Consider the following 25,334-nt stretch of genomic DNA (forward strand, 5'->3'; position numbering starts at 1 on the left):
GGAAGTTAAAGCAACTTGAAAGAAAAGACAAATGAAAAGTTTATTACCGCCAAACGCAACAAAGCAAGAGCAAGCACTGGTTGATGCAATAGATTATAAGGTTGATCCAAGCTGTATCAGAGGGTTTAAGTTCAACCTGAAAGAAGAAACATTACCATGGATAATAGAAGAATATGGTTTAGAAGAGATATTGCGCTGGGTAAAAAATAAAAGAAGGGCGATAGTAGAAGGAGTAAAATTTCAAAGACTGAGAGGAACACCTGCATCACTTAAAATAGCACTAAAGTGGGCAAATATAGAAGATATTACAATTATCGAAGAACCACCTGGTAAACACTTCTTTGAATTACAAATAGGAATAAAAGATGTTTCAAATGACTTTTTTGTAGATGCAGTAGTAGAACTTGCAAAACTATCATTACCAGCAAGATCAAGGCTAATGAGGATTTTTAATGACTACTATAACGTTGATAGGTTTATATTAGATGAAAGTATATTCGGCAGCTTATTATCAGACTATTCAGGTAGAAAAGTTGAAAAAGATGGACCAGTGTTATCGTTTGGAAGAATAAATTTTTTCAGTTCTAGAGGTCCGTTAGTAGAGATTGTAGACAACTATTTAAGAGAGCATTATGAACAAACATTTAGTAATGACATATATCGATTAGATGTAGCAGTACTTGGAGAAACAGAGCCTCACACAAAGAATTATAACGGTATTTATGAAAGAAATCATTTGTGGTACAACTTAAAAGCACTATATCCATTACCACAGAGTTTATTACCATCGATTAAATTTGCAAAAGCGCAGATTGTACTGTCAGATAGCTGGAAATTAGGAGAAATAAATAGCTGTTTTCCGGTTGGTAGAATAGAAGAAGAAGGAAATAAATTTGTATTGGGAAACGATAAACTTTCAGGGCAATATTGGAATTTAAAACACAAGCCAATTTTAGAAAGATTTAGCGTTACTCATAACTATAAAGTAGAAAATTATACAGATCAGAAGGTCAGAAAATATGTTTTAGCAGAACACAACGTTTACTATAAAAATGATTTGGATTCAGAGCAAAAAGACTCAATACACGAATTAGAAAATTACATTTTAGTATTTTATCCAGGAGTACTGAAGTGGCACGAACATCGACATTTGCACAGAAGTTGGAAAGATAGTCGAATAATATCTCTAATAAGTTAAGCACTTATATTTAGATCCTCATATATTATATTAATAATAGGTAAAAGTGTATGAAATAAAAAGAAAAGGACTTGCTTTCTCATGCTAAAAAGGACATGACTTGAATAGCAGCAGGTAAATATAAGAAATTTGTCTGGCGCTAGAAAAGCTAATTTTGTGAGGTATGAAATGAGTTTTAGCAAGAGTAAGTTTTTTAAAGAAGTATCAAGTAAAGATATTAATAAAAGAAATGAAGAAGGAGAGACGATCTTGCATCAAGCAGTAGAAATCTCTGATTACAAAACAGTGAGATTATTAATAAAAAAAGGAGCAGAGGTAAATGCAAGAGATAAAAAGGGTTATACACCACTGCACTGCGCAGTATTCGCAAAAAGTTTAGAAAATGTAAAAGTGCTGATAAGGAAAGGAGCAGAAGTAAATGCCAGTCAATATGTCAGTGGATGTACGCCACTGCACTCTGCGTGCAAAATGGGAGGAGCAGGAGTTGAAATAATAAAAGAGCTGGTAAAGGCAGGAGCTGAGGTTAATCAACTGAATAAATATGGTGCAACACCAATGTATTACATTTGGGAAAGTGAAAAGTATTGTTCATGGAATAGAGAAGAGAGTGAAAAGGCAAGTAAATTTTTGAGAGAAAAAGGAGGAGTAATAAAAAATAGAGAACTGACATGCTATGGAATAGAGAGGCTAGTAGGAGAAATAGCAGACATGTTGAATGGAAGCTACATGCCGGAGCTAAAAATAATAGAGATAGGGGAAATAAGGAAGAGAGACAAATCGCTAATAAAGAAAGAATGTCAAAATTTAGCAAGCAAGATAATGAGCCAAGTAAACGAAATGATAGATGAGGTGGTGAGAAGGAAAGCTTAAAAAAAAGGTCAAAGAAAAGGTGAGGTAGATTATGTTAAAGTTTGGTAAGAAAGAGGAGTCACTATTAGAGAACTCATATAAAAATATTTATGAAAGAGACGAAAAGGGGAGAACAGCTCTACATTATGCAGTAGACGGAAAAATAGTGAGTTTATTAGTTGAAAAAGGAGCGAATGTAAATGCAGCAGATATAGGAGGATACACAGCACTGCACCTAGCAGTAACGGAGAAACGTCTAGAAATCGTGAGAGAATTGATAAAATCAGGAGCAGAAGTAAATGCTGAGGAATATGGAAATAAATGCATACCTCTACACCTTGCGTGCATGGTAGGAGAAAAAGAAATAGTGGAGGAGCTAGTGAAAGCTGGAGGAGAAATAGAACAAGCAGATAAATTTGGAATGAAAGCAATGGATTATGCGAAAAATAGCAAAGAAGTAACCAAGGTGTTGAAGAAAGAAACAGACAGAATTGAGAAGCTATTTATGAAGGGCTAAAAATATGGAGAAAGAAATAGAAAAGAAAGTAATGAATTTAGAGAAAAAACCTTTGAATGAGCTGAGAAAAATATGGAAGAAGGTATTTGTGGAAGAAGCACCTAGATACTCAAAGAAATATCTGATACCAAGATTAGCTTATAGAATGCAGGAAAAAGCATATGGAGAAATGTCAAGAAAGGGGAGAAAAAGACTAGAGTATCTGGCAGATCGGCTAGAGAAAGGAAAAAGAATAAGTAGCGATAAATTACCAGTAGAAGGGACAGAGCTAATATTAGAGAGAGGGGAAGAAACGCATGCGGTAATGGTAACAGACAAGGGTTTAATCTACAAAGAAGAGTTTTATACATCATTGTCAGCAGTGGCAGGAAAAATAATGGGAATGAGCTACAACGGACCTTTATTATTTGGGATGCGTGATAAAAATGAAAATTGAAGAGAATAAAATGCTAAAAGAAGTAAGGTGTGCGATATATACAAGAAAATCAAATGAGGATGGACTAGAACAAAAGTTTAACAGTCTTGATGCGCAAAGGGTAGCATGTGAAAAATATATAAAGAGCAAAGAAGGCTGGGTAGCATTGGCAAAAAAGTACGACGATGGAGGATATTCAGGAAAGAATTTAGAAAGACCAGCGATAAAGGAATTATTTGAAGATGTAAAAAAAGGAGAAGTAGATTGTGTAGTAGTATATACTCTGGATAGGCTATCAAGGGAAACAAAAGACAGCATTGAAGTAACATCATTTTTTAGAAGGCATCGAGTAAATTTTGTAGCAGTAACGCAGATATTTGACAATAATACGCCAATGGGAAAGTTTGTACAAACAGTGTTATCAGGAGCAGCACAACTAGAAAGAGAAATGATAGTAGAAAGGGTAAAAAATAAAATAGCAACATCAAAGGAACAAGGTTTATGGATGGGAGGAACTTTGCCGCTTGGATATGATGTAAAAGATAAAGAATTAATAATAAATGAGAAAGAAGCAAAGACGGTGAAACATATATTTGAGAGGTATATGGAGCTGAGATCAATGGCAGAATTGGCAAGGGAGTTAAATAGTCAAGGCTACCGAACAAAATCAGATATTTTTAAAAAAGCAACGGTGAGAAGAATAATAACAAATCCAATATATATGGGAAAAATCAGACATTATGAGAAAGAATATGAAGGAAAACATGAGGCGATAATAGAGGAAGAAAAATGGCAAAAAGCGCAGGAATTGATAAAGAATCAACCATATAGAAAAGCAAAATATGAGGAAGCATTGCTTAGGGGAATAATTAAGTGCAAGAGCTGTAGTGTAAATATGACGCTGACATACTCAAAAAAAGAAAATAAAAGGTACCGATATTACGTATGCAACAATCATTTAAGGGGAAAAGGTTGTGGATCAGAAAACCGAAATGTAATAGCAGGAGAAGTAGAAAAAGAAGTAATGAGGAAAGCGGAGCAGATATATGAAAATTGGAGAGAAAAGACCGAAGAAAAATGGGAAAATTTAAGCTTTGGAAAACAGAAAGAAGCAGTGAAAAAGTTAATAAAAGCAGTATTGGTGAGAGAGGATGGAATAGAGTTATGTTCTGAATCGGAGGAAAAATTTATACCAATGAAGAAGAAGGGAAACAAATGTACAGTAGTAGAGCCAGAAGGTAAAACAAACAATGCGTTACTCAAAGCAGTTGTAAGAGCCCACCTATGGAAACGGCAACTAGAGGAAGGAAAATACGAAAGTGTGAAAGAGCTGAGCGTTAAAATTAATATAGGTACAAGACGTATACAGCAAATTTTAAGGTTGAATTATTTAGCTCCGAAGATTAAAGAAGACATAGTAAATGGAAGACAGCCAAGAGATTTGAAATTAGTTGATTTGAGGGGAATGTTCAAAAAAGTGTGTCAAGCCGCATTTTTAGTTCAACTCAATTTTCAATCTATCTGGAAAGAAAATATCAAGTTGAGACATAGTTAAAGCCCAATTAGGTAGAGCCATAATCCACTTTTGCTCTACCTTTTTTATAGCACAATATACCTGTTTGTACAAGGCATTTGTACTAGTAAATGAACCCTTAGTTTTAGTAAATTTCCTGATTTGTCTATGCAACCCCTCAATTGGATTAGTGGTATAAATCAGCTTCCTAACTGGCCCAGAATACTTAAAATAACTGGATAAGTTTTCCCAATTGTTCTGCCAGGATTTTATAACTAAAGGATACTTTTCTCCCCATTTTTCTTCCAGCTCAAGCAGATAATTCTCAGCAATTTCTTTACTTGAAGCACGATATATTTTTTTCAGATCATTCATGAAAACTCTCATATCTTTACTAGATACATATTTCAGAGAATTTCTTATTTGGTGTACTATACATAGCTGCACTTCTGCACTGGGAAATACACTGTTGATGGCTGCAGGAAAGCTTTTTAGCCCATCTACACATGCAATCAGAATATCTTCTACTCCTCTTTCTTTGAGGTCATTTAAAACTCCCAACCAGAAGTTAGCTCCCTCACTTTCAGCCAGATAAAAACCTAATACTTCTTTTCTGCCATTTTGATTTATACCCAATATATTATACATGCATTTACTTACGCAATGTCCGTCCTCCTTGACCTTAAAAAACATGCCATCCATGAACACTATTGGATACACTGATTGCAGTGGACGGCTGCGCCATTCATTGATTATTGGTAGCAGTTTATCAGTAATATTGGATATCTCTGCTGCTGATATTTTATGGTCATATATTTCCTCAACGTGTGAAGCTATGTCTCTGTATCCCATGCCACTGGCGTATGTACTTAAGACCTTTGCTTCAAGTTCTGGATGTAGGCTTGTTTGCCTTTTTTTGACTATTTGCGGTTCAAAGCTTCCTTCTCTGTCTCTTGGTGTTAATAGTTCAAATGAGCCTGAACCTGTACGTAAAGTTTTTGCATTCCTTCCATTTCTTCGGTTATTTTCTTCACTTTTAGCTGACATGTGGCTTTCTATTTCACCTTCCAGACTTGCCTCTAGCAGCCTTTTTATAAACGGTGTTAATGCTCCATCTCTTCCTGTCAATGGTCTTCCTTCTCGTATAGATGACAGGATATTTGTTTCTAATTCTTTATAATCTACCAAACCAGTAGTTCTATTTGCTTGACTCATATCAAACCTCCATTTTTTATATCAATTTATTACTTTTTTTTCGGTTTGACACACTTTTTTGAACATTCCCGATTTGAGAGAAATACCGATGCTGTGGAGTGAGCAAATAGAGAAATTTTACAAATTAGCACTATCTTGTTCCTAAAAACCAGTCGCGATAACCTATACTAATCACAGAAAATTAACAAATTGTAATTACTTACGCTGTATTAAGTACACATTCTGATAATATAACTTAATATATCAGATTTTAAAAGTGTTAAGGTATACAAATATTATGTCTAACAATGAAATAACTCCTGAGCAACAGGAAAAATTGAATAAAGAATTGATGAGGTCTGCATATGGAGGAGATATTGCAAAAGTTACAAAGAGGATATCAGAGGGAGCTGACGTTAATTATAAGGATGATCATAGTAAAACTCCATTGCATAAAGCTGCAGAGAAAGGTCACTTAGATATAGTAAAAAAGCTTATAGAAAGTAAAGCTGATATTAATTCTAAGGATGATCAGGGTGAAACACCACTACACAAAGCCGCATACTATGGTCACTTAGCTGTAGTAGAAAAGCTTATAGAGAAGGGTGCTGATGTTAATTCTAAGGATAATACAGGGCAAACTCCACTTCATGAAGCTGAATTCAAGGGTCACAAAGAAGTAGCAGACAAGCTTATAGGCGAGAAGTTATTATTAAGTTTAACAGGGAGAATATCAGAAACACTTATGAAAGACGACGGTTTCAAAGCAAGCATAAAAGGTGAACCAGGACCAAAGGGCGAAAAGGGAATGAAAGGTGATGCAGGATCAACAGGTCTTGAGGGAAGAGATGCGGATCCTGAGAAAGTTGCCGAGAAATTGGTCACTGATCCATCTCATAAGAATAAGTTGTTAACAGAGATTGCTAATAATTCGGATTTTCAGGGTGCAGTAGTAAAGAGTGTAAAGGGTGATACTGCGTTTCAAAATTCTGCTAGGGGGCCAGCGGGTAGCCCAGGGCCAGAAGGTCCTAAAGGAGAAAAAGGAGATCCAGGACTTAAAGGTGAAGATGCAAGACCAGAGAAGGTTGCAGAGCAACTTGTGACTACTAAGTCAAAAGAATTAGGAAAAGCAGTACTAGATGTTGCTAATAATGAAAACTATAAATTTTTAGATCACAATAACACACAAGCAAGTATGTCATTTAAGATCGTCAAGGGAGAAAATTATGGTGATATCAGTAGTACAAAGGTATCAAATGAGAAAAATAACGATGTTGGTAACTTTTCAAGTATAGGATACTTTTTTCAGGATAATGAGTTATATATACGCAATTATTTCACTGATAGGAATATCAAAATACCTCAGGAATTTAGCTTTTTAAGAGTAGTGCGTGATGATGATGGAGAACTAAAGTTGGCATTATGCAACAGCTTAGGAAATTTACTGTCCGAATATAAAAAATATGATTCAGAGTACAGAGAATTGCCAGATTTCGTTGAAAATTCTCATATATGTTTACAGAAAGGTAGAACTTTAAATTTATCCTATGATTGGAGACCATTATTTCAGTTAAAGAACGATTCTGAGGGGCGGAGTGTAAGTGTTTATAAAGTTATAACAAATAGAAAAGTAGGTCAGCTTATTGATGAGTTTATCTATTATGATCGTAATAATAATCTTCACTACAAAAATTACCATAATCTAGAAACAAATAAAGACTGCTGTTATCGCGAGAATTTATATGTTAATTTTGGTAACAAGCTATTCATATACGAAAATGATACAGAAAATGATAACATACCTGTTCAATTAGAACAAAGCCTTGATTTATTCTGATAAGTCAGATAGTACAACCAACATAACATTTTATAATCCTATTATGTATATTTTAACTAAAGTTAATAGGTATACAATAAACCCATATTTAAAATTTGGTTATACTTAAAAAAAGAGTAAGGATTTTTAACAACTTATCTAAAATATAATCGAAAATCTATATTGTAATAAGAAATAAAAGGACATTACTGAATAAGTAACATCCTTTTGAAGAAGGTGAGCTGTTTTGTTTATCTTGATGTTTGCAAAGATTGTGTCACCTGAATTGGCTCTTGACCAGACATGAATGTAGAAGGCTGTTGTTCACCTATTTTTTCCTGCGAATTTACTTTTCTCAATTGTGACCTAGTTTTAATTAAGTCGTCCGAAGAAATAATCATCCTCTCTGGTGTAGAAGGAATAGATGTACCTTTTCCACTATCAGAACCACCAAGGTAACTGAAAGAACTGCTTTTAGACTCAATACTGTCATCGATATCACTGAACGTACTAATGGCACTAAAATAGCTACTATTAGAAGCTAAGCTACTAACAGAATTACTGCGAGTTGGAGTTCTATTAGATAAAATATCTAGATTTTGTTTGACAGTGGGATGATTGAAAACATCTTCACTCAGAGAATTTTGTGAAAATGAATTTATAACCTCATTCAAATTAGTCAGTGAGGCACTTATATTTTGTACTTTTTGAGTGAATGCCTCAGTAAGGTTGCCAGTGCTATTACGTCGCGTTGTTCCTATTTTACCTCCTATTGTTGCAGTTGGTGTTTCACCTTGACACTTCACATTACTTACTTTTTTGCTTTTACTACACTTACTTGCTGCCTTATTAAGGTTCTCTATAGAGTTAGAAAGTTTATGCTCTATTTTACATTCTCTAATAATCCTCTCAATTTCATCATGATGTTCAGAGAAAATTTCATAGAGATTGTTATCATTTTGAGCTAACAAATTTTGCAACTTTTTAGCATCTAATTTATCGACAAAACTTGCTTGAGAACCAGCTTTTTCTGATATTTTTCTGTTTAATTCAGAGAATATTTCCTTAATTAAAGCAGACTTATTTACAGTCTTGTCTTGCAAAATTTCACTAACAAGCATCTCCTTCACATTGTTGAAATTTTTCGTTTTTTCTTCTGTTTTTAAAACAACAGTTTGACTCTGTAAGTCTATTGAATATGGAATGCTATCCAAATTAGATATACTTGAACCCAAATTACCCAATTTACTTCCCACTTTTTTAAGTGTATCACTTGTGCCCTCCCTTGTTTTCTGTGCTACAGAACTTCCAGCTTCTTTTAATGAATCTCTAGCATTTATAAAGCCTTTTTTTATTGTGCCTGCAGTATATTGTGCTCCTTCAACAGTTTTTTCAGCTGACCATTTAAGTCCTTTATATCCAGATTGAACTGATTTTACAGCGACTTTTACAGCGAAATATAAAGTAAGACCAACTATAGCACCTGGTATAGCAAGTGTTACACCAACTGCTAAAAGTGGTAATAATGCTGTAAATAACCCACTTGCTGTACCTACTACAAGAGCCTGATCTCCTTGTTTCATTCGAGAGAATTCTGTATCTCCTTTTAACAGGTCAGTGATTCTTTCCTTTAGCTTTTTGTGATTATTAACACTCTTCATATTCGATAGATCTTCAGTAAATTTCTTAAAATCAAGATCATTTTCTTGTTGAGTTACAAGAGAATATGAATTTGTTTCATTAGGTAACATTTTCAACCTCACTATTAATTCAATATATTATATTTTATATATGTCATCATTAAATTAGTGTTAACTTGATTACTAATATTGGTATAGCTTAAAATAATTTAGCTGGACATGATTTTATAGAGACTCAAATTTACGATTAGAGCCTAGAGTATAGTAATTATAAATGACTCAAGAGACTTTGTTCAGCCAAAATAATTAGATTCAAACTGATAAGGCTGTATATAGAATATCAGAGGATTATCCTGATAATAGTGTTAAATCAAGATTGGAATATACGAGTAATTATGCTATTTATTAGAAATGATTTTGTTAAAAAGTAATTATGCAAAAAAGTGAGAATTTGACTGAAGATAAAAAATTAGCATCTGAGATTCTACAAGAGGTTGCAGATACTGGTAATACTAATAGTAATAAAGTGACGTTGTTTGAAATTAAAACAGCTCTACAAGAACGTGGTTTTGGTATTTTAATAATTATTTTCTCCTTGCCACTGTCTGTACCCATACCAGTTCCACCTGGCTATACAACTATACTTTCCATACCTTTAATCCTATTTTCACTGCAGCTTCTGCTTGGGTTTCATTTTCCCTGGATGCCAAATTGGTTAGAAAGAAAATCCTTTAAACGTTCAACACTAGACCTTGTGGTCAAAAAAACTTTACCTGCATTAAAAAAAATAGAAAAGTTCATGAAACCAAGAATGTCCTTTATCTTCCTAGAGCCAGGTGAAAAGATTTTGGCATTTATAATGTTAGTTTGTGCGTTGGTGATAGCCAATCCGTTTCCGTTAACTCACTTTATTCCAGCAATCGGTACAACTCTTATTTCACTTGGTATTATGAGTAAGGATGGGCTTGTCTCGATACTTGGAGTGTTGGTATCTTTATGTGGAATATTATTTGCTCTTATTGTAATAGTTAAAGGCCCACAGCTTATAATGAGTGCGTTTTCTTTTCTAAAAGTTTTGTGCATGGTTAATCTTTAACTGTGAGAACCTATTTTGAAAGGGAATAAAGAAGAGAATAAGATGAGGTAAGCAAAAAATAGGAGAGTAACAAGCGATATAAGTGATAAAGAATGAGAGCCAAGTGTTACACTAAGGAGCGATAGGTCGGCTGAGAAAGCATAATATCAGAATAATTATTAATGCAATAAGATATATAATGAGACGTGGTTGCCAGTGGAGCAAAAGATTTTTCACCATTGGAGACAGTGTACGACTATTTTCTCAGGTAGTGGCAAATTGGAAAAAATACATGATATGCTAGTAAAAGAGGTAAGAAAAATGGTTGGCAAAAATGAAACACCATCAGTAGGAATAATTGATAGTCAATCAGTGAAGACTACTCAAAAAGGGGATCTATAGCTGGCAAGAAAATAAAGGGTAGAGAACGTCATATTGTTGTAGACACAATAGGCCTAGTTATTATGGCAGATGTTCACAGTGCAAGCGTTCAAGATCGTCATGTTGCTCTAGATCTTTTTATTCGAGCTAAAGTAAAGCCTTAAAAGATAATTATATCATAAGGATTATTAATATTACCATAATAATATCTGCCATATATAATGAAAATTAACCTTGTTCATAGAAACTAAAACAAAATGAAGAATGTTTCTAAAATATTCCATATACCTTCACACTATAGTGTAATACATCTAAGTTACTACTGATCACTTGCAAAAAATATTTAAGTGTAATATACTCAAAGTACTATGTATTTGTGTGGGGGCAAAAATGAATCAACACTTCAAATTAACTAATCAAGAATTTAATAATAATACTGAGCTATTCGATTTATTAGAACTAAAGGCTGTACAGGTTGTAGGTAAGAATTATCAGGAGCTTAGTAAAATTTTAAAGAAACAATATAATAAGCTAGTGCTTGTAAATCACCCTGATAAAGGTGGAGATAAAAATAGATTTAATCAAATTTATAATGCTTATCAAGGACTAAAAAAATACATTGAACCTTTAGAGTCAGGGAATCCTTGTATTAAAGTGAGTGTTAATGCTGAAAGTAATGGTCGTTTAACAGAAAGAGAATTTTGCTATAGGCAGAAATTGTTTGTGAAGTTGGGAATAGGTAAAGAAGCTATAGGCAAAGATTTTGAAAAATTGAATTCTATGTTAGAAAAAAAGCTTTCTTATGATCCTTTATCAAGAGATTGTATTGCGCAATTACGTTCTTATATTTTGCCTCTAGACAAAAAAGAGGATCTAATAAGAGAAGACAAAAAAGCATTAGCATTAAAGTTTATAGAACGTAAAAATGCCTTATTAACTTTTCAAAATTTTGCTTGTTTGCCCTTGTCTCTACTAATTACTATTACTATAGCTTGCTACTTTTCATGTGTGATCATACTACTCAACTTCTTTGTCAACAAAGTCACTGGTTTATTACTAAATTACTATATGAAAAAATATGAAAATTCAGAGATTTCTACCGATGAATTTATAAGTAAAATGAGCTATATTGTGCTAGGCAGCAAATTTCTTATTATGTATCCTTCAGCTGCTTTTTCTATCTATTTAATTACAACAAATTTCATTGCTAATGGAATAACTGTTGGTGGAGTTATACTTGGTCCAATGGTGTTATTAGCAACATTTATTGAAACACTAGCTCCTGTTTTTTCGAAAGCTTGTGAAATATACACTGAAAAACATACAAAAGATTTGTTAGAAGAGGATCCAAGGGATAGAGTGGAAAAGGAAACTGACTTATTGGAATGGTACGATCCACGAAAACTATTAATGCCAATTATCATGCCTCTTGTTAGGAAATGCTTTGCAGAATTGGCAAATGAACTTGCTGAGAGAAATTTTGATGAGATAAGCACTGATTTGTCTGGTGCTCGCACTGAGCAGTTACCTAAAAAACCTCAAACAATTGAATTTGCAGAGCGGAATATTACAGTATAGTACGAGTTCCTTCATTGTGGAGAGTAGCTTGCGTTTCTTGGAAATTTGAGGCTACTTTCATCTTTTCAGAATGAATTAATCCTCTAGATCTATCGAAAGAACCTCGGTTTATAGCTTCACTTACTGACAACCCTCCTAGTAAGCAATTCTTGCCTATTTTTTCGTCATAGTTTTCTACTTCCTCTAGTAGATCTTCATCATTCACTTCTACTATTACCAAATTTTCATTTTCCTTATCAGGATATAATCTCACTTCTAACTCTCCAAAACTAGTATCGAAAGTCAGTACTATATCACTACCATCTGCAAGGTCTGTGTAATTCCTTATTCCTCCTTGAGTAATAATTTCTACTTCACTTTTACCGATCTTTATTACACTTCTTGCATGCTCTATTTCTTTCTGAGTTAGTACTAGATCTCTTACTTTGTTTGTTACTTTTGCAACATCTATTATACTATCTTCTGAATATTCCAAGTAGAAATTAGAGTTGTCTATTCTTATGTCGTTCAGCTCACAATTGGTTGCACTTTTTGCAACTTCAATAAACTTATGAGTCTTTCTAATATAATCTTTATATGCTTTTATAATATTAGTTTTGTGGTCTTTGAATTCCGATTCCAATGTAATCATTACTTCCATGCTATCCTGAGAATAGAAGACAGCTCCTCTTGCTACCAATTTATATATTATATCATTGGCAACTTTAGAATTCTTTTCTAATCTATTAATTTTTTTTGTTACATAATCTAGAAAGTTGTATTTTTTATTTTTAGAAGATTTTTTAGCAAAATTTAGCACTATCCCAGAAACTATAGCCTTATTGACTAATTTTTCTAGCTGTTCCATATCTTTAACTTGAGATATTTCATTTAAAAATCTGTCTAGTACTATCTCTTGATTTTGTATGTTCCATAAAGTACTTGGTTGAAGTAAACACTTTCTCTCCTTACTGTGGATTTTTGAGTCCTTTTTTTCAGGATGAGTTGCTCCTGCTTTTAGAAGTAAATCCTCTGCTTCTTTGCACGCAGCCTTGGCATAACTAAGTACTTTCGACATACCTGCTCTATTTTGAATAGTGAAAATCATTTTCAGATCCTGACTACTATTGTGTTTATTAAGAAATTTTTCTAAATTTTCAATAGCTCGAGCGTTAGCAGATTTACCTATCATATGAGGTTTTTTACTATCTTTAGATAATACTGTACCTAGGAGTATATCATATACTTCCTTACTCAACTTCTTCTGATTTTTAGTTAAGAAGCATTCTAAACTGTTGACGTTATTATTATCAATCACAGTTTGTAAAGGGGTTTTTCCTGTATTGTCTTGTATGTTAGGATTAGCTTTTCCCTCTAAGAGTAGATCTATAATAGGATAAGCATAATTTCTATTAGCAGCATAATGTAAAGGTGTTTTCCCTTCATTGCTTTTTATATTAGGATCAGCTCCTGCTTGTAAAAGTAAATCTACTAAAATAGAACCGTCATGATTGAGTTTTGAAGCAGCATGTAATAATGTTAATCCAGACTCTCCTCTTTTAAGATTAAGAACAACTTTTAAATCTTGATCGTTCTTATTATCTTTTAAGAACTTTTCGAGTTTATCAGTATCGTACTGATAAAAACACCCTATACCCTTAAGAGTCTTTAATAATTCTTTATTTAACTTTTTTTGATTTTTGGTCAAATTCGCTGTACAAGCAAGCCAGATACACACTAGCTCCTCAAATGAGTATTTACTAGCCAGTAGAGATCTACCTCTACTGAGTTCAGATGGAATCCATAAATATTTTTTAATTAACTCATACTCTTCATCCAATAGTTTGTTTGCTGCTAACCACTCTTGCTTAGCACTTAATTCTTTTCCTTGTTCAAATAAACTATGATAACCTTCATCTAAAAACTCATCTTCATAATGAATTTCTTTCTGGTTACAATTACCTCTATCATAACTAATTTCCGTTTTAGTCAATTTGTCTGCTTTGATATTTGCTTCACTGAGCTCATCTAAGAGTGATCTTCCGGGTTGAAGATGTAGAGCTTTTAATTTTAGATCTTCATTTTCTTTTTGTAGTGCATTTAACTCTCTAGTTAAATCCTGCTTTTCTAAATTCAATGGCCTGTTTGGTTCTAGACACTTTTGCTCAGAACTTGACTCTGGTTTTATTCCGTCAAGAAAAGAAGCGTAACCTAAATCTGATTCCTGACTACACCCACCTTTATCACAATCATTTTCCGTTTTGATATTTGTCTCACTGAGCTCATCTAAGAGTGATCTTGATGATTGAGATTGTTGAAGTTGTAATTTTAACGAATTCCATTTCTTATGTAACATTTTTAACTCCCCAGTCAAATAATGATTTTCTGTTACCTTTTGGTCAAAAGCACTTCTTAGATGGTTAATGTCTAGTGAATACCTCTGAGCATTTGCTAATGTTAAATCTTCCAGCTGCTTTTCCTTCTCTCCCAACCGCTCTTTTAACCGATTTATTAAAGCCTTAGCTTGATCCAAATCTTGATTTAGCTCTTTAATTTCTATATTTATGTAATAAATGTTATCTTTTTCATTCTTTAACTCCTCATTCAAGAGGTTAATTGTAGAATTCTTAGTACGAGATTCATCTTCCAGATCTCTCTTGAGCTTTTCTACCTGTTGTTCTAATCCTTCACTTTCTTCACAGATGTTACGTGCCTTTCTTTCCTGTTTCTCCATTGTAACTTCAAGCCTTTTAATTTTCCCTGTTAGGGTTTGTATTTCTCTGGTCAGTTCAATTACTTCTTCGTAATACTCTTCTGCTCTTTTCTTATAGTATTTTTGTAACTCTAGATTTTTTTTAAGATCAAAATTTTCTTGTTGTAGATTTTCTATTTTACTTTTTAAACTATCTATTACTTGATTTTTTTCGTTGATAACCTTAAATCCTTCTTCAAGCAAACCTTCAAATCCACGAGACGTAGTGTCTTCAAAACCATTACTATCATGTGCTATCTGATTTGAATTAAGCATACCTATACCCCCTACTAAAATCAACATATAGCGTATTATATATCATAATTATAATTAATTGAAATATGAATTTTATAGAATAGGTTTATATGTAAAACATTATGATACCATTAAAGCAGATTGATAATTCACAGTCTTTTTGAAGGGATAACTTTAATGAGAGGAATATACTAATTAGTGTTATAGAGAATTGAATTATTTACTGCTTCAAAAAAGGTCGTATATTTGTGAGAACAAGCCGCGTGAAAATAGGATTGTGAAAATAGAAGATTTAAATTATTTCCATAAGCTTAGGCAAATTAGTTCGTATGTAGATTTAACAAAAGCAAGCTAATATAGCTGATTTCAGCGTATAATAAAATCACCATATAAAAAAGTTCGTATGTATCGTTTGGTAGACCAATCCATCCCAAAACGAACTCTTCTCTCACTAGCCGGTTTTAGTTGTTGGGAATGGTTGTTTTATTTAAATTTTTAGTAATATATACTATTAAGTCAGTATTAATTCGTTAAGAACTTTCATTAAAGATTATCAAAAAAACTTCTAAATAGGGATTGACAAGTTTTAGAGATGGAGTATTTTATGAAAAGTATATTGAGCTATTAATTTTTTATGTATAATAAATATGATAGTGAAAATATTTTTCTTTATATTATGAGGTAGCTGTTTTATTCAGAAAAAGATTTTTTTCTTACTTTGAAATTGAGTGATTTTTATCGAGGGTTAAATGATTAATGAATTATTTGCTGCTGTACGTAGTGGAGATGGTGCGACCTGAAAGTCTTCGGTCATATTGTTTAAAAGGAGAGGAATTCATTCAGAAAGAAACTGAAAGGATTCTAAAACTTATTAAACCAGATGTTTTGCCGTCTGAGTCTACGCATCAGTGCGAATCGGGCAACCGGTTGGTGCCAAGCGATGCGGACAATGAACCTCCTCTTGAAAAAGAAGATGCTCAATCGTGAGAGGGGCATAAACTGCAAGCATCATGTGGTTGGAGGGCTAGGCTAGTGGTATGGTGAACGTAAGTGAAGCTTTATAAGTACCGATACGATGAAAGAGCTAAAGATGCTGATAAGCTCTGACCAAAAGGTAATGTGGATAAGTTACATTTTTCATTTCTAGATGTACGCAAATAATAACTCCACCGGTATAGAGAAGCCACCTAACCCACTGTTGTATGACTGGAGAAACAGGGTAAGCCTGTATTTTCGCCTACATGGCAAGCAAACCGCAAGGAATGCTGATGGAAGTGCAGGTAAAGGAGAATGGAGAAAGCGAATGCCATTTTGTAACGAAATGGATAGAATTTGTAACATTAATTCGCGTGAAAACGAGCAGACTTCCATTTGGTCCCTCGTGACAAGAAACTTTGTTAACCACTTAAGGTAGGAAAGCAGATGATTACAAGTAAACCTGTAAGTGCATCTACCGAAAGCTTTGAAGCATGGAAGCAATTGCCATGGAAGAAATGCCAGAAAGTTATTGTGAGGCTACAAAGACGTATTGTTAAGGCTGTCCAAGAAGGAAGATGGGGTAAGGTAAAAGCTTTACAACATCTTCTCACACGCTCTTTTAGCGGAAAAGCTTTGGCTGTTAAGAGAGTAACTGAAAACCAAGGAAAAACCACAGCAGGTGTAGATCGTCAACTATGGTCAACTTGCAATGCTAAATTTCAAGGAATAAAGCTGTTAAAACAAAGAGGATATAAACCTTCTCCGCTCAAACGAATTTATATCAGTAAATCTAATGGCAAAAGAAGGCCTCTCGGTATACCCACGATAAAAGATAGAGCGATGCAAGCATTATATCTGTTTGCTCTGGAACCGATAGCTGAAACGATCAGTGATCGTCACTCCTATGGCTTTAGACCTAAAAGATCCTGCGCGGATGCTATTGCTGCTTGTCACTTATTACTGGCAAGACGCAATCGACCACAATGGATACTAGAAGGTGATATCAAAGGGTGCTTTGACAACATTAACCATGAATGGCTTATGAAGCATATTCCTATGGAAAAGAAAATTCTTCATAGATGGTTAAAAGCTGGTTTCCTAGAATCGAAAACTCTGTATCCCACAACTGCTGGCACTCCGCAAGGAAGTATAATTTCTCCAATACTAGCTAACTTTACCTTAGATGGTCTTGAACAGTTATTAGAAAGTCGCTTTGGTAAATTAGGTAGCAAAAGAAGAGGAAAAATCAGAAGTGGAGTGAATGTAATCAGGTACGCAGACGACTTTATTATTTCAGGTTTCACACATGAAGTACTGGAAAAGGAAGTTAAGCCTTTAGTATCATCTTTTCTTCATGAGCGAGGTTTAATTCTGTCAGAAGAGAAGACAAAGATTACATCTATTACAACAGGGTTTGACTTTCTTGGTTGTAATGTACGTAGATATAATAAGAAGTTAATTATTAAACCTTCGAAAGAAAGTATTAAAAGACTTCTTAATAAAGCACGTACATTGATAAAAGCAAATATAGCGAACACTCAGGCTATAGTAATTAAGTCACTCAACTCTCTACTGAGAGGATGGGGAAATTACTATCACCATGTGTGTGCTAAAAAAGCGTTTAGAAAGATCGACAATGAAATTTGGCATAGTTTATGGAAATGGGCAAAGAAAAGACATCCTCGTAAAGGATTACGTTGGATAAAGAATCGTTACTTCAAAGTAATGGGTCAACGCCAATGGGTTTTTGCTGCACCCATATGCAAGAACAAACCAAAAGAGATACGGTATTTAAGACTGCTTAAGCTGATTGATATACCTATCAGACGACATGTTAAAATCAGAGCGGATGCAAATCCCCTTGACTTAAAATGGAAAAAGTATTTTGATGAGAGAGTGAAACGAACAAGAATGTTAGCAAGCTCCTTTTCAAGAGAAGGTTCTCTACTGTTGGTGTCACCATTAAGAATGATGTTTCCTGAGGAATCATGAAGGACAAGCCGGTTCTAGAAAAGAAGAACTTAGATAAGGGGCTCAAGCGTAGTGTGGGGAAACCTGCATGCTGCGTTTCTAAGGGAGGGGGTAGTAGTAATACTGCTTCCTTACCTGACCTAATCAAGTTGCGGATCTTATCAATAAAGGGGATGATGTTAATGCCAGGGACAATAGAGGCAATACTCCTCTACATTTAGCTGTTCTTGCAGATAAATTACAGGTAGTAGAAAAGCTTATAGAGAGAGGAGCTGATATTAATGCTAAGAATAATCATGGCGCTACTCCTCTGCACTGGGCTGCTCTTAATCAGAATGTCAGTATAGTAGAAAAGCTTATAGAGAAAGGGGCTAATGTTAATGAGAAGAATAAATATGACAATGTCCCTCTGCACTATGCTGCTTTTTTTAATGGTTGCTTAGGTACAGCAGAAAAGCTTATAGAGAAAGGAGCCAATGTTAATGCTAAGAACAATGATGGCGCTACTCCTCTGCACTGGGCTGCTCTTCATGATAATTTACAAGTAGCTGGTCTTTTTATAAATAAGCGTGCTAATGTTAACGCTAAAGATGAGAATGGTTGGACACCTTTGCATACTGCAGCTGCTCGTGGCAATTTGGGTGTAGTTAAGCTCATTCTTGATAAAAGTGATTATGTTGATGATAGAGGAGCTTTAGCCGTAGCAAATACGCTTAATGAAGAAAACAGCTTAGAAATACGAAACCTTCTAGAAAAAAGAATAAGAAGAAATGAAGAAATCACCCAACATCTTAACTTGCAAGAAGAAAGCAGCTCCCTATCAACACGTGTCCATAATCGCCTCAGTATTGCACAAGAAGATGAAAATTCGTTGCAAAATGATAAGATAGGTCCTGATAAAATAGGAGTTACAAGCGGAACAAGTAAGCCATCTTCATTTATCAATATTTTTGCTTACACTACGGTAGATACTATTAAAGGTATTTTTCAGTTTGTTTCTTCTCCTTTTAAGGCAGCTATAAGTATGGAACCTTCTAAAGCTATTACAGTTCAAGGTATTGATAACAACGGTATACTTCTTTTATTAGATGTATTTATAAGGAAAATCACAGGTCAGAAGTATATTTCCACAGTAGTTCAGTCTATATCACCATTAGAAGCACAGGGCTATGCATTAAATATTATAGAGGAATTTGAGAAAGTAGTAGAGCAAGCTGCATTAAAAAGTGGGATATCAATACATCGGTTAAATATTGATTGTGTAGAAATGCAGAAAGAGGTTACTGCAAAAATCACGGGTGGTAAGTTTAATGACATTTCAGGAGTTTTAAACTCATATGTAGAGCAAGCATGCCACGATAGAGAAACAGGTAAGTTAAGTCCAAAGAAGTTTAACAAATTTATGGTTATATTTAATAAGGAACTAGATTTAATAGTAAATCAATCAATGCAACAGATATTACACAATAGAGATAGTACATTAGAAGTTGAAGAACAGCAAATAAACTTAGAGCCTCAAAGTTATTTAAGTAATACTTCTGTTCAAGGTCATTTAATTCAGGATAGAGGTTTAATAAATCAAGGTAAGGCTTAATTCCTTAGCTTTTTGATTTCATCTAGTAAAAGGTTGGTAATTTGATCTTATAACATCAATGGGCACACCAGCCTTTATTTTGTATGCATTCAAGCAATGTGTCTAAAAAAATAATCATACACTGTCTTCCATAGAGGAAAATCTTTTGCTCTACTGGCAAATACCTTTCATTATGTATTGTATAACATTAATAATTGTTCTTATTTTGTGCTTTCTTGGCCACACCTTGTACAACTCTTGGCTCAAGAAATTTCCATTTTTTGTCACTTACATCACCTGGATATATTTTTTACTGATCCTATCATATTATCTTCCTGATTTCCTTTCAAGATATGTTCTAAAAAGTAGAATCCGTTCAGCAGGGTGACAAAATAAGATAGAAAAGACAGCCATAGAAATAAATGGTGTCATTTCAATATGATGCTTTCTCTGTCATCCCAGTACTTGACACTGGAATGACAACATTTTTGCTTCGATATTTACACATTAGCCATGCATCTGAACGGATACAAAAGTAGAATTTAGAATTCTATCTAAAAGGATACCGAAAAAGAGCAGGAGTCCTATCTGGGAATTATTTTTAAATATGGACATGCATTGATTAGAATCGTCTGGATTGAAATTTTTGTGTTGGTGGTGAAATATGAATCCTATGGCAAGTAAAGCAATATAAAAGATGTTATTTAATGATGATAGTATACCAGCGTACAACCATGCCATTAAGGATATTAAGTAAAATCTTTTCAACCAAGATTTTGTTGTATTGCCAAAATATAATGCAGTAGATTTCATTCCTAATTTCTCATCATCTTTTTTATCTTGATGAGCGTATATAGTATCATAACTAAGCGTCCAAAAGACGCATCCTATATAAAATAGCAAGGATTCTATGCTAATCTGGTTTGTTATTGCTGCTGAACCCATGAGTGATCCCATGTTGAAAGTAAACCCTAAAAACAATTGTGGCCACCAAACGTAACGCTTTAGCAAGGGATAGATAACTATCATGCACATTGAAATTATTCCAAGTATAAGAGTAGTTTTATTGGTTAATAATAAGATTACCAGGGCAATAGACAGTAACAGTGAAAGTAAAGCCAAAGCCTGCTTTATGTTTAATGCACCACTTGCAAGTGGCCTATATTTTGTTCGTTCAACGTGCGCATCTATTTCTTTATCGAAGATATCATTGATTATGCACCCTGCAGGTCTCATTAAAAATGCACCTATAGTAAACAAAACAAGGAGAAAAAGAGCCTGATACGATAGAGAAGTTGAGGCTAAAAGAATGCCGCTTAAGCTAGAAAATAGCACAAGCCATAAACCTGTTAAACTGTGTATTCTCATTAATGAGAAATAATGGTTGAAATACATTAATTAAGTGTGATTATGTAATATTTTGCTTACATTGACAAAATTATCGAATGCTAAATCAGGCTTAAAAACTAACTCAGGTATAAATCGCAAATCAACATAACACAATATAGATTTACGTATTGACCATGCAGATTGGTTCATTTCATTAACAACAGTGCTGATATCATCATTATCATTTTGGATGTTCAATGAAGATAACACAATATATACATCTGCTTTCTTCAAATCTTTGCTTAGCTTTACATCAGATACTACTACTTTTTCATTAAGAACATTACCTTCCATTAAGACTTTTGATATTGCCCTATGTAATACCGATGCTACTTTTAGGTTTCTAATTTCCTTTTTCATATTCAACTACTATAACGTCCTTTCTTCTTGCACTAATTGATAAGCTTCCAAAATATCTCCAACTTTAATATCGATATTACCCTCTAGCGATATTCCGCATTCAAAGTTTACACCTACTTCTTTAACGTCATCTTTAAATCTACGTAGTGCTTTTAACTTTCCTTCATGCACCAATTTGCTGCCACGTACTACCTTAATTAAAGAATCTTTTTTTATAACTCCATCAGTGACATAACATCCGATTATATTACCGGCTTTGGATGCATTAAATATTTGCCTTACAGATGCAGAACCAACACGAACCTCTCGTGTAACAGGCTTTAACATTTTAGTTAGATACATCCTCATGTCTTCAATAAGCTCATATATTATATTGTAAGTATGTATTTCTATACCTTTTTGTTTTGCTAATTCTCTTATTTTTGAATCCACTTTTACATTAAAAGCTAAAATTACTGCGCTTGATGCTTCTGCAAGCAGCACATCTGAATCTGTTACTCCTCCTACTGCTTTGTGTAGAATATTTAATTTCACTTGCTCTTTACCAAGCTTATCAATTGAGCTTGATATTGCTTCAATAGAACCAGTGACATCGCACTTTAAAACTACAGATAGTTCTTCTGTTTCACTATCATTACGACTGAATATATATAAATTACTGTCGTCTAAATCTTCTTGCTTTTTCTTGATTAATTCTAACCTGTATTCAACAATTTCACGAGCCTGCCTTTCAGAGTTTACAACAACAAATTTATCTCCAGCATTTGGTACACCATTTAAACCAGTAACTTCAACTGGAGTAGAAGGTAGTGCCGCTTTTTCTCTTTGACCAAGGTGATTAACCATACTGCGTACTTTGCTGTATGTTGTACCAACTACCAATATGTCACCAATCTTTAATGTCCCTTCTTCAACTATTAACGTAGCTGATATTCCTTTAGCTTTATCTATTTTGGACTCTATTACCCATCCAAGTGCTCGACAATCCTCTATTCCTTCTAGCGTCATTAATTCAGCAATGAATAAAATTGCCTCTTCTAGTTTATCTAAGTTGATTTTCTTTTTTGCTGATACTGGCACAATTATAACATCACCACCAAGTTCTTCGGGGATGAGGTCATACTGAGGCAAACTATTAATTATTCTTTCTACATCGCCAGGTTGTGATTTATCAATTTTATTAATGGCAACTATAATAGAGACATTTGCTGCTTTTGCATGGTTTATTGCTTCAACTGTTTGTTTCATGATTCCATCATCAGCTGCAACTACTATCACAACTATATTAGTAATATTGGCACCACGTGCACGCATTGCAGTAAACGCCTCATGCCCTGGTGTATCAATGAAAGTAATTTTTTGCTTATTTTTTGTCGTTAATTGATAAGCACCTATATGTTGAGTGATGCCACCTGACTCTTTTTCTGCAACATTGGATTCACGAAATGCATCAAGCAATGATGTTTTACCATGATCCACATGTCCCATAAAAGTAACGATAGGTGGTTTTGGTCTTTTAGGTAAGTTTTCTCTGTTGCTTATGAAGAGTAAATTCTTTTCTTTATCAGCATCACTTACTCGTTTAGCCGTATGATTAAATTTTTTTGCTATTTCGCATGCTATATCTGGATCTACTAGATCATCTACTCTATAGCTCTCCCCAACTTCTTCTTTGAGCATTTTTAGCACACTCTTGCTATCTTCTGCCATACGAATAGATAACTCCCTGATAGTTATTTTGTCTGGTATAATAACTTCTCTTGCTATATTTTTACCCTTAGTAAACTTTGATTGTTTACTTCTTATACCAAATTTTTGCTTAAATACAGGGAGGTGTTCATTTCTTTCATCTATTGCCTGTGTAATTACTAGCTTAGAATGCTTAGAATATATATCTTTGCTAGCTTTAAAAGACTTTTTATCATTGTTCTCATATTCAATACTATCTTCTTTTTGTTCAACTGAGTTAGTATTACTTAAAACTTCCTTATTTATTTCTTTAGGTACAGAGTGTGATTCATTTTTATCTTCAGCTTCTTGATTGCTTTCTTCTTTTTTTATTTTCTCTTCTTGTTCTCTCTGATTCCTTTCTTTCAGCAAAGTAGCATTCTGTACAGCATTAATGCGGGAAATTTGTTCTTTTTCAGTTAAAGAGCCTAATTTACTCTCGTCAAATAAACTATATTCTTCTGCAGAATGAATTTTTCTTCTTTTTTTTACTATTGTAGTACCAGTACTTTGACTATCTAAAGAGTTTAAATTAATGTCTAATTTAAGCTTGCTTAAGCCTTGTAGGGTTAATTTTTTATTACTGATATCTTCATTATTCATATTGTTTTTATATTAATCCAAGCTTTTTACGTGCTTCTATGATTATTAAATCTGCTGTATCTTTTAGATTGTCTTTATTATTAGTTGAGGAAGAGAGTATGCTACAAAACTCATAATTTGATAAATCTGCTATGTCCTCTAAAGTTTTAATATTATGTTTACTAAGAGCAATTTTATTATCTATTGATAAGGCTAAGTTGATTACATCGTCTTCCATACCTAAATTTTTTAGCTCTTCTATTTTTCTATCATTCTCTGCTTTCAGGTAATTATTTGCTCTATTATGAAGTTCATTTGCAATATCTTCATTGAAGCCCTCTATTGAAGCAAGTTCCTTAATTGAAGTGTTAGATATATCTTCTACACTTGAAAAACCTTCTGTTACCAATAATTGGCCCATAATCTCCTCTAAGTTTAAAGCTTCAGCAAATAAAACTGAACATTGACTAAATTCTTTGTTTCTTCTTTCTGATTCTTGCTGAGTGCTTAATATCTCAATTTTCCATCCAACAAGCTCTGAAGCTAATCTTACATTCTGACCCTTTTTTCCTATAGCTAAACTCAATTGATCTTCAGCAACTATTAACTCTATACAATTTTCATTTTCGTCAATAATGACCTTTGATACTTCTGCAGGAGTAATGGCTTTAATAACAAATTGACCCAAATCTGATGAGTAATGTATGACGTCGATTTTTTCACCGTTTAATTCGTGTATAATAGTTTTTATTCTATCTCCTTTAACTCCAACGCAAGCACCTACTGGATCGATATTCTTATCAGATGAAAAAACAGCAACTTTAGATCTTGAACCAGCGTCTCTAGCTATACCTTTAATTGTTATCAATCCGTCAGCAACTTCTGGTACTTCTTGATTCAACAATGCCTCTAAAAAGCCTTCATGAGTCCTAGAAAGAATGATTTGACGTCCATCGTCAGAGCGCTTAACAGCCTGTATGTAAGCTTTAACCTTATCGCCTTCACGAAATGACTCACCACCAATTAAGTTTCGTAAAGGGAGGTATGCTCCAATTCCGTTTATGTCTATAATAAGATCTGAATATTCTACTTGTTTAACGATGCCATACCTCATTTCTCCTACCTTATCTTTAAATTCCTCATATTGCTTTTTTAACTCTTCATTTTTGATTATTTCAGAAATCTTTTGCTGGGCAATTCTTGCTGAAACAAGATCAGTGTTAAGAGAAATCAACTCACTAATAGTATCTCCAACTTTTGCATCTTCTTTTATTAACTTAGCTTGTGTCAACTTAATTAAGTCACACTCATTTTCATTTGATTCATCATTAATGACTTTTAGTTGTCTATATGAGGTAACTTTGCCTGTGTTTCTATCTATATTAACTACAATTTTACTTTTGCTACCATACTTTTGTTGAGCTACTGCTTCGATAGCACTTTTAAGTGCATTTATTATAATATTAAAATCCAAACCTTTTTGAAGTGAGAGCTCTCCCGCTGTTTTTATTACATCAAGGCTCCCAACTATGTTATTCTTGTTGCTTTTCTGCTTAACACTGCTTTTACGATTAGCAATCATATAAATAAA

At 33.7% G+C, this 25,334-nt stretch carries 21 protein-coding genes and 1 pseudogene; 15 read left to right on the plus strand and 7 right to left on the minus strand.

The window, feature by feature from the left end:
• Positions 1–31: 31 nt before the first annotated feature.
• The 5 genes from AAGD65_RS03430 (at position 32) to AAGD65_RS03450 (ending at position 4,534) form a co-directional block, all read left to right on the plus strand.
• Positions 32–1,198 (plus strand): phage tail protein, encoded by a 1,167-nt coding sequence (locus AAGD65_RS03430; RefSeq protein WP_341810863.1) that lies wholly within the window; start codon positions 32–34, stop codon positions 1,196–1,198.
• Between the two features lie 168 nt (positions 1,199–1,366).
• Complete coding sequence (locus AAGD65_RS03435) at positions 1,367–2,068, plus strand: ankyrin repeat domain-containing protein (protein ID WP_341810864.1); 702 nt, start codon at positions 1,367–1,369, stop codon at positions 2,066–2,068.
• A gap of 31 nt (positions 2,069–2,099) precedes the next feature.
• A complete protein-coding gene (locus AAGD65_RS03440) occupies positions 2,100–2,564 on the plus strand; it encodes an ankyrin repeat domain-containing protein (protein ID WP_341810865.1) in 465 nt (154 codons plus the stop codon).
• A 4-nt stretch (positions 2,565–2,568) separates the two neighbouring features.
• Complete coding sequence (locus AAGD65_RS03445; RefSeq protein WP_341810866.1) at positions 2,569–3,000, plus strand: DUF2924 domain-containing protein; 432 nt, start codon at positions 2,569–2,571, stop codon at positions 2,998–3,000.
• 10 nt (positions 3,001–3,010) lie between these two features.
• Positions 3,011–4,534 carry a recombinase family protein gene (locus AAGD65_RS03450; RefSeq protein WP_341811027.1) on the plus strand — a complete coding sequence of 508 codons (1,524 nt, stop codon included), beginning with the start codon at positions 3,011–3,013 and terminating at the stop codon, positions 4,532–4,534.
• On the opposite strand, the gene AAGD65_RS03455 is transcribed toward AAGD65_RS03450, so the two are convergent.
• Positions 4,475–5,707 (minus strand): IS256 family transposase, encoded by a 1,233-nt coding sequence (locus tag AAGD65_RS03455; RefSeq protein WP_341810867.1) that lies wholly within the window; start codon positions 5,705–5,707, stop codon positions 4,475–4,477. The genes AAGD65_RS03450 and AAGD65_RS03455 overlap by 60 nt on opposite strands.
• Positions 5,708–5,984: 277 nt before the next feature.
• Here AAGD65_RS03455 and AAGD65_RS03460 point away from each other — a divergent pair, with 277 nt between their 5' ends.
• Complete coding sequence (locus tag AAGD65_RS03460) at positions 5,985–7,523, plus strand: ankyrin repeat domain-containing protein (RefSeq protein ID WP_341810868.1); 1,539 nt, start codon at positions 5,985–5,987, stop codon at positions 7,521–7,523.
• A 230-nt stretch (positions 7,524–7,753) separates the two neighbouring features.
• Here AAGD65_RS03460 and AAGD65_RS03465 read toward each other — a convergent pair whose 3' ends face one another.
• Positions 7,754–9,253, minus strand: a complete 1,500-nt coding sequence (locus AAGD65_RS03465; protein WP_341810869.1) for a hypothetical protein — start codon at positions 9,251–9,253, stop codon at positions 7,754–7,756.
• Positions 9,254–9,575: 322 nt separating this feature from the next.
• Between AAGD65_RS03465 and AAGD65_RS03470 the strand changes: the two genes are divergently transcribed.
• The 4 genes from AAGD65_RS03470 (at position 9,576) to AAGD65_RS03480 (ending at position 12,176) form a co-directional block, all read left to right on the plus strand.
• On the plus strand, positions 9,576–10,238 hold the full coding sequence (locus tag AAGD65_RS03470) for an exopolysaccharide biosynthesis protein (protein WP_341810870.1): 663 nt from the start codon (positions 9,576–9,578) through the stop codon (positions 10,236–10,238).
• A gap of 195 nt (positions 10,239–10,433) precedes the next feature.
• Positions 10,434–10,619, plus strand: a complete 186-nt coding sequence (locus tag AAGD65_RS03475; protein WP_341810871.1) for a hypothetical protein — start codon at positions 10,434–10,436, stop codon at positions 10,617–10,619.
• Between the two features lie 32 nt (positions 10,620–10,651).
• Entirely contained in the window at positions 10,652–10,762 is a 111-nt protein-coding gene (locus AAGD65_RS06985) for a hypothetical protein (RefSeq protein WP_410542125.1), read from the plus strand.
• Positions 10,763–10,988: 226 nt separating this feature from the next.
• Positions 10,989–12,176, plus strand: a complete 1,188-nt coding sequence (locus AAGD65_RS03480) for a molecular chaperone DnaJ (RefSeq protein ID WP_341810872.1) — start codon at positions 10,989–10,991, stop codon at positions 12,174–12,176.
• Here the strand turns inward: AAGD65_RS03480 and AAGD65_RS03485 are convergent.
• Positions 12,166–15,183 (minus strand): ankyrin repeat domain-containing protein, encoded by a 3,018-nt coding sequence (locus tag AAGD65_RS03485; protein ID WP_341810873.1) that lies wholly within the window; start codon positions 15,181–15,183, stop codon positions 12,166–12,168. The genes AAGD65_RS03480 and AAGD65_RS03485 overlap by 11 nt on opposite strands.
• A 735-nt stretch (positions 15,184–15,918) precedes the next feature.
• Between AAGD65_RS03485 and AAGD65_RS03490 the strand changes: the two genes are divergently transcribed.
• The 5 genes and pseudogenes from AAGD65_RS03490 (at position 15,919) to AAGD65_RS03510 (ending at position 19,705) form a co-directional block, all read left to right on the plus strand.
• Positions 15,919–16,149, plus strand: a complete 231-nt coding sequence (locus AAGD65_RS03490) for a hypothetical protein (protein ID WP_264377333.1) — start codon at positions 15,919–15,921, stop codon at positions 16,147–16,149.
• A gap of 435 nt (positions 16,150–16,584) precedes the next feature.
• Positions 16,585–18,132, plus strand: a complete 1,548-nt coding sequence (gene ltrA / locus AAGD65_RS03495) for a group II intron reverse transcriptase/maturase (protein ID WP_019236826.1) — start codon at positions 16,585–16,587, stop codon at positions 18,130–18,132.
• Positions 18,129–18,332 (plus strand): hypothetical protein, encoded by a 204-nt coding sequence (locus tag AAGD65_RS03500; protein ID WP_264686115.1) that lies wholly within the window; start codon positions 18,129–18,131, stop codon positions 18,330–18,332. The genes ltrA and AAGD65_RS03500 overlap by 4 nt, the downstream gene beginning before the upstream one ends.
• Positions 18,272–18,721 (plus strand): annotated as a pseudogene (locus tag AAGD65_RS03505) (ankyrin repeat domain-containing protein); the annotation flags it as partial. The gene AAGD65_RS03500 and the pseudogene AAGD65_RS03505, both read left to right, overlap by 61 nt.
• Positions 18,722–19,705, plus strand: a complete 984-nt coding sequence (locus AAGD65_RS03510; RefSeq protein WP_341810874.1) for a latrotoxin-related protein — start codon at positions 18,722–18,724, stop codon at positions 19,703–19,705. It begins immediately after the preceding pseudogene.
• A gap of 486 nt (positions 19,706–20,191) precedes the next feature.
• Here AAGD65_RS03510 and ubiA read toward each other — a convergent pair whose 3' ends face one another.
• The 4 genes from ubiA to nusA are packed head-to-tail and all read right to left on the minus strand — an operon-like array spanning position 20,192 to position 25,325.
• Positions 20,192–21,079 (minus strand): 4-hydroxybenzoate octaprenyltransferase, encoded by an 888-nt coding sequence (gene ubiA / locus AAGD65_RS03515; RefSeq protein ID WP_264682714.1) that lies wholly within the window; start codon positions 21,077–21,079, stop codon positions 20,192–20,194.
• A gap of 3 nt (positions 21,080–21,082) precedes the next feature.
• Positions 21,083–21,433 carry a ribosome-binding factor A gene (locus AAGD65_RS03520; RefSeq protein ID WP_006015187.1) on the minus strand — a complete coding sequence of 117 codons (351 nt, stop codon included), beginning with the start codon at positions 21,431–21,433 and terminating at the stop codon, positions 21,083–21,085.
• A gap of 9 nt (positions 21,434–21,442) precedes the next feature.
• Entirely contained in the window at positions 21,443–23,764 is a 2,322-nt protein-coding gene (infB, locus tag AAGD65_RS03525; protein ID WP_264682715.1) for a translation initiation factor IF-2, read from the minus strand.
• A gap of 7 nt (positions 23,765–23,771) precedes the next feature.
• Positions 23,772–25,325 carry a transcription termination factor NusA gene (gene nusA / locus AAGD65_RS03530; RefSeq protein ID WP_010407241.1) on the minus strand — a complete coding sequence of 518 codons (1,554 nt, stop codon included), beginning with the start codon at positions 25,323–25,325 and terminating at the stop codon, positions 23,772–23,774.
• Positions 25,326–25,334 lie beyond the last annotated feature (9 nt).

The sequence above is a fragment of the Wolbachia endosymbiont (group B) of Chesias legatella genome (assembly GCF_964026945.1).
Lineage (GTDB): Bacteria > Pseudomonadota > Alphaproteobacteria > Rickettsiales > Anaplasmataceae > Wolbachia.